This is a genomic window from Brevundimonas sp., from assembly GCF_035626535.1.
In the GTDB taxonomy this organism is placed as follows: Bacteria; Pseudomonadota; Alphaproteobacteria; order Caulobacterales; family Caulobacteraceae; genus Brevundimonas.
This window is the reverse complement of the sequence record NZ_DASPNO010000017.1, coordinates 46,961-55,272: the sequence shown is the minus strand read 5'-3', so window position 1 is coordinate 55,272 and position 8,312 is coordinate 46,961. Positions and strand designations below refer to the sequence as shown.

The 8,312-nt window shown below is 68.0% G+C and carries 8 protein-coding genes; 2 read left to right on the top strand and 6 right to left on the bottom strand.

Annotation, left to right across the window (positions count from 1 at the left end):
• Positions 1-1,064 (top strand): AAA family ATPase (locus VEC04_RS02510; RefSeq protein WP_324773531.1); only part of this gene is annotated, 1,064 nt, incomplete at its 5' end.
• 43 nt (positions 1,065-1,107) lie between these two features.
• Here VEC04_RS02510 and VEC04_RS02505 read toward each other — a convergent pair.
• From VEC04_RS02505 to VEC04_RS02495, 3 genes are all read right to left on the bottom strand, one after another.
• The gene (locus VEC04_RS02505) at positions 1,108-1,890 is read right to left on the bottom strand and encodes a hypothetical protein (RefSeq protein ID WP_324773529.1); all 783 of its coding nucleotides are present in this window, start codon (positions 1,888-1,890) and stop codon (positions 1,108-1,110) included.
• Between the two features lie 20 nt (positions 1,891-1,910).
• Complete coding sequence (locus VEC04_RS02500) at positions 1,911-2,861, bottom strand: DUF2971 domain-containing protein (protein ID WP_324773527.1); 951 nt, start codon at positions 2,859-2,861, stop codon at positions 1,911-1,913.
• A gap of 231 nt (positions 2,862-3,092) precedes the next feature.
• Complete coding sequence (locus tag VEC04_RS02495) at positions 3,093-4,208, bottom strand: Kelch repeat-containing protein (RefSeq protein WP_324773525.1); 1,116 nt, start codon at positions 4,206-4,208, stop codon at positions 3,093-3,095.
• Between the two features lie 141 nt (positions 4,209-4,349).
• Here VEC04_RS02495 and VEC04_RS02490 point away from each other — a divergent pair, with 141 nt between their 5' ends.
• The gene (locus VEC04_RS02490; protein ID WP_324773523.1) at positions 4,350-5,069 is read left to right on the top strand and encodes a rhomboid family intramembrane serine protease; all 720 of its coding nucleotides are present in this window, start codon (positions 4,350-4,352) and stop codon (positions 5,067-5,069) included.
• Between the two features lie 329 nt (positions 5,070-5,398).
• On the opposite strand, the gene VEC04_RS02485 is transcribed toward VEC04_RS02490, so the two are convergent.
• The 3 genes from VEC04_RS02485 to VEC04_RS02475 are packed head-to-tail and all read right to left on the bottom strand — an operon-like array spanning position 5,399 to position 8,263.
• Positions 5,399-5,872, bottom strand: coding sequence for a hypothetical protein (locus VEC04_RS02485; RefSeq protein ID WP_324773522.1), 474 nt, complete (start codon positions 5,870-5,872; stop codon positions 5,399-5,401).
• Between the two features lie 22 nt (positions 5,873-5,894).
• Positions 5,895-7,493 carry a 2-polyprenylphenol 6-hydroxylase gene (ubiB, locus tag VEC04_RS02480; RefSeq protein ID WP_324773520.1) on the bottom strand — a complete coding sequence of 533 codons (1,599 nt, stop codon included), beginning with the start codon at positions 7,491-7,493 and terminating at the stop codon, positions 5,895-5,897.
• Complete coding sequence (locus VEC04_RS02475; RefSeq protein ID WP_324773518.1) at positions 7,481-8,263, bottom strand: class I SAM-dependent methyltransferase; 783 nt, start codon at positions 8,261-8,263, stop codon at positions 7,481-7,483. Before VEC04_RS02475 ends, ubiB begins: the two co-directional genes overlap by 13 nt.
• Positions 8,264-8,312: the final 49 nt, after the last annotated feature.

Sequence of the window (8,312 nt, the reverse complement as noted above, 5' to 3'; positions counted from 1 at the left end):
AGCTGGAAAAACAAATTTCCGATGCCGAAAACGCGGCAAGCTCGAACGCATCGCTCATCAACGAAACGGTCACGCCGGAACATATCGCGGAAATCGTCTCGCGCTGGACGGGCATTCCGGTGTCAAAAATGATGGAAGGCGAACGGCAAAAACTGTTGCAGCTTGAAACCGTTTTAGCGCAGCGCGTCGTCGGCCAGGACCAGGCCATTCAATCGGTGTCAGAGGCCGTGCGCAGAGCCCGGGCGGGACTGCAGGATCCCAACCGCCCCATGGGTTCATTCCTGTTCCTAGGCCCGACCGGCGTCGGGAAGACGGAATTGGCCAAAGCCTTGGCGGCGTTTTTGTTCGACGACGAGCATGCGATGCAACGCGTCGACATGTCGGAATATATGGAGAAGCACAGCGTCTCCCGCCTGATCGGCGCGCCCCCCGGCTACGTCGGCTACGACGAGGGCGGCGCCCTGACCGAGGCCGTCCGCCGGCGCCCCTATCAGGTCGTGCTGTTCGACGAGGTCGAAAAGGCTCACCCCGACGTCTTCAACACCCTGCTGCAGGTGCTCGACGACGGCCGCCTCACCGACGGCCAGGGCCGCACCATCGACTTCCGCAACACCCTGATCATCATGACCTCCAACCTCGGCTCCGAGGCCCTGGCCGGTCAGGGCGAGGGCGACGACGTCGAGGCCGTCCGCCCCTACGTCATGGACGCCGTCCGCGCCCACTTCCGCCCGGAGTTCCTCAACCGCATCGACGAGATTATCCTCTTCCGCCGCCTCGGCCGCGGCCAGATGGCCGGCATCGTCCGCATCCAGCTGGCGAGGTTCGAGAAGCTCCTCGCCGACCGGAGACTGACCCTCGCCCTCGACGACAGCGCCGCCGCCTGGCTGGCCGACAGGGGCTATGACCCGGTGTATGGGGCGCGTCCGCTCAAGCGCGTCATCCAGAAGGACCTGGTCGACCCGATCGCGCGGAAGCTGCTGGCGGGAGAGATCGAGGACGGGAGCGTGATCGCCGTGTCAGCGGGCGAGGGCGGACTGGAGATCGGGAAGGCGCGGGTGCATTAGGGATAGGCTCCGGCTTCGCTATCTGGAGTCGAAGCGCCCGCAATCATTGCCCAATCGATAGCTCCAGCGGCCATCCATCACCCACTGGAGACAGCGTTCCCCATGATCTTGTGTGGTCAATGTGAACCAGCTCGGTTCCCTCTGCGGCGGCCCACGCATCAAGCATGCTACCCAACAGAGCTCTTGTCCTTTCCGGCGCATCTCCTTCACGCCACATGAGCATCTCTGGATAGCCAAGGCCGCCGTCCGGCAGGTGAATCGTATGGTTCTCCATCGCCGCCCAAACGAAGTCGATGTTCGTGAGCGGCGACGCGCCCATCAGGGCGTGACGAACAGCATAGGCTACTAGGCTCGCTTCAATCCTCTGCCCCTGCTCAAGGACCAAAATGGCAAGGCCGGTCGCCGACTGGACGTCGAAGGCGCGCCGGGTTGCGGCGATCTGCTTGTCGGCACGTTGCAATTGCTGGCGGACAGCACGCCCTCCAATGTGGACCATCTGCCGGTTCACTTCCTCCCCGTTCGCTCGCTTTTGAAGCATCGGCTGGATACCGACTCGGCCAACAGCAAACATCCGCGGCTCTTCCGCCATCGCGTCGCGAACCAAGGCGGATACCCGAGCTGAAGGATCACCTTTCACAGTCTTGAGCTCCACGATCAGTCGGCGTTGATCAAGCAAGTAGTCAGCAATCTTGCCAACGAACCGAGTGCCGAAAGTTAGTTCGTCGAGGACTTCCGCTGACGGTCCAGCATTCAGAAACTTGGCAATCCGCGACTCTAGTCGGCCCGCTTTGCGGGTACTTGGGATAGGGCGCGCAAAGACGAGCATTCTCGCTCGAGAGACACCCATCAACGTAACGGAATGTCGGAGATGAAGACGCGCCTTTGCGCGTCCTCGACGCCAGCCTCCTGTAGAAGGCGGACGAAAGCATCTCGCATCGACCACGCGTCGACTGCTGGCCCGATGATTATGCGCTCGATTAGCTCCGCGACCTCAGCCCCCACGAAGCCTTCGTCTGGGTAATTCCTAAGAGGAATTTTGTGAACACACTGGGGAACGCCGCGCACCACCTCAACATTGGATGGTAGCCGGTCCGTCCCTTCCAGCGCCGGCGTATGGATGATCCTCCACTCTCGTTCTTCGTGAAACCCAGGGTGTTTGGTGCAAACGGTCGAGAACCGCATCATCTGAAAAACCGCCTCAATGACGCTCTCTTGGCCGAGTTCGCGCCATAGTTCGCGGCTGCTTGCGATGTTTTCGCTGACGGTACCGAATTCCCGAAAGAACTGCGCATCGCTGAGGTACGCTACAGGACTCGTATAGGCTCCAAGGGCATCGCTCGCTGTAGCGAAGGCCGTACTGTTCAAGACCATCGCTACACCGGCGGTTGCTCCGTATGCCCGCCACATCGAAAGCCGACCAATTCCGTCTTCGCTATCGTCATGTTCTGAAATGCACGTGACGTAGGTTTCACCCCGAAACGACGGAAGCCAAAGATTGAATCTCCGCTCAAGTTCCTCGCAGGTTCCGGGAAATTCCTCCTCTAGTGCGGCTTTCATCCTAGCGCCTGCCTCGCCTTTGTAGGCTGCGTTAAGGCATTCAAAGCCGTACTCCACCTCCATGTAGTCGTTCATGGTGGTCGTCCGTCGCATCCAGACTTCGCGGTTCTGAATTATTCGGACTGCGGCTTCGGCAGTCGTGTAGTGCACAAAACGGGTCTTCCCGTTTCTGACATCGTTCTGCTTCTTCGTGGCGTACGGGAAGAACAGCGCCGCCAGTTGATCGTCAACATCGCTCATAAAACTACGATAGGCCGAGTCGCGGAGCCGTAGCACTAGAACAGCTACGCCACCGCCTCATGCCCCTCTCCCGATGGGAGAGGGCTTGAGCGCACGGCGGCGCAGCCGTCGTTCTGGCGCTCAAGGGTGAGGGTCGGCCGTCCGGGGGCGGCTTCGCCGCTTCCACCAGCCGACCCTCATCCGGCCCTCCGGGCCACCTTCTCCCAAGGGGAGAAGGAAGGCACCCCCTCCTCACTCACAACTCATCTCCGGCCGGTACACCTGCATCGCGTTCGTCCCACTGTTCCCCCCCAGCGTGATCCCCCCGCCCGGCAGGAAGATCCGCCCGTCGATCACCGCCGCGCCCTTCAGCCCGTGCACCGCGATCGGCAGGTCGGGCAGCTGGGTCCAGCGGTCCTCCCCCGGATGATAGGCGTAGGTGTTCGGCGTCAGGCCCAGCACATGGGTCGGTTCGCCCTCGCCGCCGAACACGAACATGCAGCCGCCGTGGGCCGCGCCGGTGATCCCGCCCCGCGGCGCCGGCATCGGCGCGCCGCGCGTCCAGGTCCGGGTGGCGGGGTCGTAGATCTCGACCACGTCGGTGCGCTCGGCCCCGGCGCCCGGGCCGAAGCGGCCGCCGGCGACGATGACCTTGCCGCCGATGGCGACCATGGCCAGGTGGTTGCGCTGGGTCGGCAGGTCCGGGAGCTTTTCCCAGGTGTCGGTCGCCGGATCGTAGACCTCGAAGGCGTGGCCCCCGGGCGGGCGGCCGCCGGCCACATAGATTTTGCCGTCGATCACCGCCTTGCCGCCGCCGCTGCGCGCGGTCGGCATCGGCGCGCGCGGGACCCATCCGCCGACGGCCGGGTCATGCATCCAGACCGTGTCCAGATAGACCTCGGGCCGGCCGGTGCTGGCCCCGTCGCGTTCGCCGCCGATGACGTAGAGCTTCCCGTCCACCGCCGCCACCATCATGTGGTGCAGGGGCTCGGGCAGGCGCGGGCCGAGGGTCCAGCGGCTGGTCGCCGGGTCGTAGATCTGCACCAGGCTGGACGGCAGCCGGCCCGGCGGATAGCCGCCCAGCACCCAGATCTTCCCGTCGAACAGCGCCACGGCATGTTCGGAGCGGGGCAGCGGCATGGCCACGCCCATGCTCCAGCCGTCAAACTCGGGCATGGCCCCGACCGGCGGACCGGCGCTCACCCGCGCATTCCACGCCTCGAACAGTTCGCCGTCCTGGATCGGGGTGGCCGGCCCCAAAGGCGGTCCCTGCGGCGGTCCCCCGCCCGGCCCCTGCTGCGCCGCCGCCGCGCTCCCGATCAGCAAGGCCGCCGTCGCCGCGGCTGTCGCAATCCGATACCGTCCCATGCCGTCCTCCCGTCCCTCACCACCCGGCCAAGGTCTGCGAGGCCGGCTTCCGCTGCAAGATTCAACGGGCGGCGCCTCTCCGATCCGTCGCGGGGCCGATGCCCCTTGCCCCCGCGCCTCCGGTCCCGCCACACTCCCCCGATGGACGAACCCCTTGAGCCCTTCCGGCCCTCGGCCCTGACCCGCGCCACGGACGGGCGGGAGGCGCGCGGCTCGATCTTCTCTCCCGCGGACTGGGAGGACGAATACGGTCCCGACGGCGCCACCGGCATCTGGCCCGCCGTCGTCCTCGGCCTCGCCTTCGTCGGCCAGTGGTTCGTCGGCGGACCGGAGCCGTGGGGCCTGTCCGCCGAGGCCCTGGCCGAGGGGCGGTGGTACACGCCGCTGACCTCCATCCTGGTCCACGGCGGCCTCGCCCACATCTGGATGAACGTCGGCGGGGTGATGGCGCTGACGCCGCCGGTGCTGAGCCGGTTCGGCGGCTACCGGCGCGGCTGGGGGCGCTGGCTGCTGCTGTTCGTCGTCTCCGGCCTGGCGGGCGCGGCGCTATTTCTCGCCGTCAATCCCACCGGCGTCGTGCCGATGGTCGGAGCCTCCGGCGCCATCTGCGGCCTGTGGGGCGCGGCCGCCCGCTTCGATCCGGAAGGCGGCGTCGCGTTCCTGACCTCGCGGCGCGTGCGCGATCAGGTCGTCGGATTTCTCAAGATGAACGCGATCCTGTTCTTCATCCTGTTCGTCCTCGTCCGGCTCAGCGGCGGCGTCGGCGGTCTGGCGTGGGAGGCGCACCTCGGCGGCTTCCTCGTCGGCCTGCTCGTCGGCCCCCGGCTGGCGCGCCGGCACGCGCGCGAGGCGGCGGCCTGAGTCCGCACCTCCGCCTGACCCGTGACGCTGTGCTGGCAATCTGCGGAATTATAGTCCGATAGCGCGGAGAACCCCTCGCGCTTTCAATGACCTGACCTTTTCTCGAGTCGATCTTCCCGCCTGAGGAAAGACCCGGCGCATACTGTTCCGGTCCCTTCGCAGGGCCCGGTCTTTGACAATCGAACCACCGACCCGCCGCCCCCAGGCGCCGTCATGACCCCGAGCCGGCGATGTAGACTCTGCCGACTCCGCCACAGCGAATTCTGCAGACCTTGCCGACTCTGCCACAGCGTTTTTCGGATTTCACCCGGGTAGAACCGGGCCGGTCCCTACTCCGCCGGGCGGAACAGCAGGGCGGAGACCTTGCCTTCGGGATTGATGCCGATCAGCCACTGGGTGGCGGCGTTGGCGAAGGTGGCGTTGAACACGTCGATGCCGTTCTGACTGCCCACGAAGTCGAGCGTGACCAGCTCGCCGAAGCCGTCGATCACCGGCCGCATCGCCGCCGACTGCTCGCGCACCGCGGTGGCGATGGCGTCGGTCATCCGGCTGTAGTCGGGTTCGCCGGCCTGCAGTTCGGCGATGAGAGTGCGCAGGGTCTCTTCCGACGCCTCGTTGGCCCGCTCGGGCGACACCGGCGCCTGGGACGGCGCGGTCCGGACGGCGGGGCCGGGAGCCGGCGCGGCGGCCCGGGCCCGGGCGGCCGGATCGTCGAAGGTGTTGGGCACCGTGCCGGCGGCGACCTGGGCGTGGGCCGCGGCGGGAAGGAGGAGCAGGGCGGCGGCGAGCAGAAGCGGCTTCATGAGGGTCGTCTCCGGACGGAACTCAGACGATGGCGGGCCAAAGCGACAGAACAAGGGCGGCCCCCGCGGCGGCGAGGGCCAGCGTCATCCCGGCGACCATCCAGCCCGGCGTACGCACCTCGCGGATGACCACTGTGCGGGGCTCTGGCGGGTTCTGGGCCAGCCGCGACAGTGCTCTCAGCGTGGCCCTGAGCTCCTCCAGCGCGTCGCGGATCTGGGCCTGCGGACCCAGTTCGCGGCGGATCCAGCGCTCGACCACCGAATGCGAGGCGGCCCACAGGTCGTGGTCCGGGTTGAGCCGCCGTGCCACGCCCTCGACCGAGACCATCGTCTTCTGCAGCAGGATCAGCTCGGGCCTCAGATGCATGTCGAACAGGGCGGTGATCTCGAACAGCTGGCCCAGCAGCCGGCCCATCGACACCTGCGACGCCTGCTTGCCGATGACCGGTTCGCCCACCGCCCGCAGGGCCTGGGCGAAGGCCTCGACGGAGTGCTCCGGCGGCACGTATCCGGCCTCGAAATGGACCCGGCTTATGCGGTCGTAGTCGCGGCTCAGGAAGCCCCACAGGATCTCGGCCAGATAGCGCCGCTCCGACGGTCCCAGCCGCCCGACGATGCCGAAGTCGATCGCCGTCAGCTCCGCCGGCGCGTGGCAGAACAGATTGCCCTCGTGCAGGTCGGCGTGGAATGTCCCGTAGTCCAGCGCCTGGGTCAGGAAGGCCTGCACCACGTGGTCGGCGAGGGCGTTGCGGTCCAGCCCCGGCTGCTCGACGGCGGCCGGATCGGTCATCGCCAGCCCCGGGGCCCACTCCAGCGTCAGAACCCGCTTGCCGACCCCGTCCCAGATCACCGCCGGCGCGGTCATGTGGCAGGCGCCGCTGTCCCGGGCCCGGTCCATGATGTCCTTGAGCTCGGAGGCCGCCGCCGCCTCCAGCCGCATGTCCAGTTCGAGCTGCAGCGCGCGGGCGATGGTCTCGACGAAGGCCGAGGGCTCCAGCCGCCGCGCCGGGGCCACGAAACGCACCGCCAGCCGGGCCGCCAGCCGCATCGAGTCCAGCCCCTGTGCCACGCGCCGCTCGACCCCCGGCCGCAGCACCTTGACCGCCACCTTGCGCCCGTCGGCCAGCCAGGCCGGATGCGCCTGGGCCAGCGAGGCGGCGGCCACCGGCGGTCCGAAATCGGTGAACAGGGACTCCACCGGCCGCCCCAGCGAGCGCTCGACCTCGCGCCGCGCCTGATCGACCGGGAAGGGCTCCAGCGCGTCCTTCAGCCGCCCGAGGTCGCGGGCGAACTCGACGCCGAAGATGTCCGCCCGGGTGGCCAGCACCTGGCCCAGCTTGATGGCCACCGGACCGAGATGCTCGAACGCCCGGCCCAGCCTCTGGCCCGGCCGTCCCTCGCGACCCTCGCGGCCGGAGAAGGCGTGCAGCAGATGGGCGATCCAGCGCACCCAGACCGGCAGCAGCGGCGTGACCTCGCGCGGCAGCAGGGCGTCGTGGCGGACCAGCACCCAGCCCCAGCCGAGCAGGCGCACGAAGGCCTCGCCCGGATGCCGCACGGGAACCGTGGCGGGCGGCGGCGGCGGGGTCGCGGGGTCGATCCGGCGCGTCAGATCGCCCACCCATGATGGATCGCCGCCACGCCGCCGGACAGGTTGGTCACCGTCACCCGGCTGAAGCCCGCGGCCTCGATCATGGCCCTGAAGGCCGACTGGTCCGGGAAGCGGCGGATGCTCTCGACGAGGTACTGGTAGCTGTCGCGATCTCCCGCCACCCAGCCGCCGATGCGCGGGATAGCGTGGAACGACCAGGCGTCGTAGGCCTTGCGGATCGCCGAGGCCGTCGGGCGCGAGAACTCCAGGCACAGGAACCGTCCGCCCGGCTTCAGCACCCGCCGCGCCTCGCCCAGCGCCTGCGCAATGTCGGCCACGTTGCGGATGCCGAAGCTGATCGAATAGGCGTCGACCGAGGCGTCCGGCAGCGGGAGGGCCATGGCGTCGCCGACCGTCCACGACATCTCCGGCTCACCGCCCTTGTGGACGCCCGCCATGATCATCTCGGCGTTGTAGTCCAGCACGACGACCGAGGCGTCCTCCCCGCCGCGCCGCCGCTGCGCCGCCCGCGCCATCTTCGCATAGCGCCGCGCCATGTCCCCGGTGCCGCCGGCGACGTCGAGGATGGTCTCGCCCGGCCGCGGGTTCAGCTTCGCCGCCGCCGCGTCCTTCCACAGCCGGTGCACGCCCCCGCTCATCAGATCGTTCATCAGGTCGTAGTTCGAGGCCACGCTGTCGAACACGCCGCGGACCAGACGCACCTTCTCCCTGGCGTCCACGTCGCGGAACCCGAACGAAGAAGTCTTGCCGGATGAAGCGTCGGAGGCCGTGTCGGTCATGTCGGCGGTCTAGCGCGTCCCCGCGACGCCGTCATCCGTCCGCATGGCC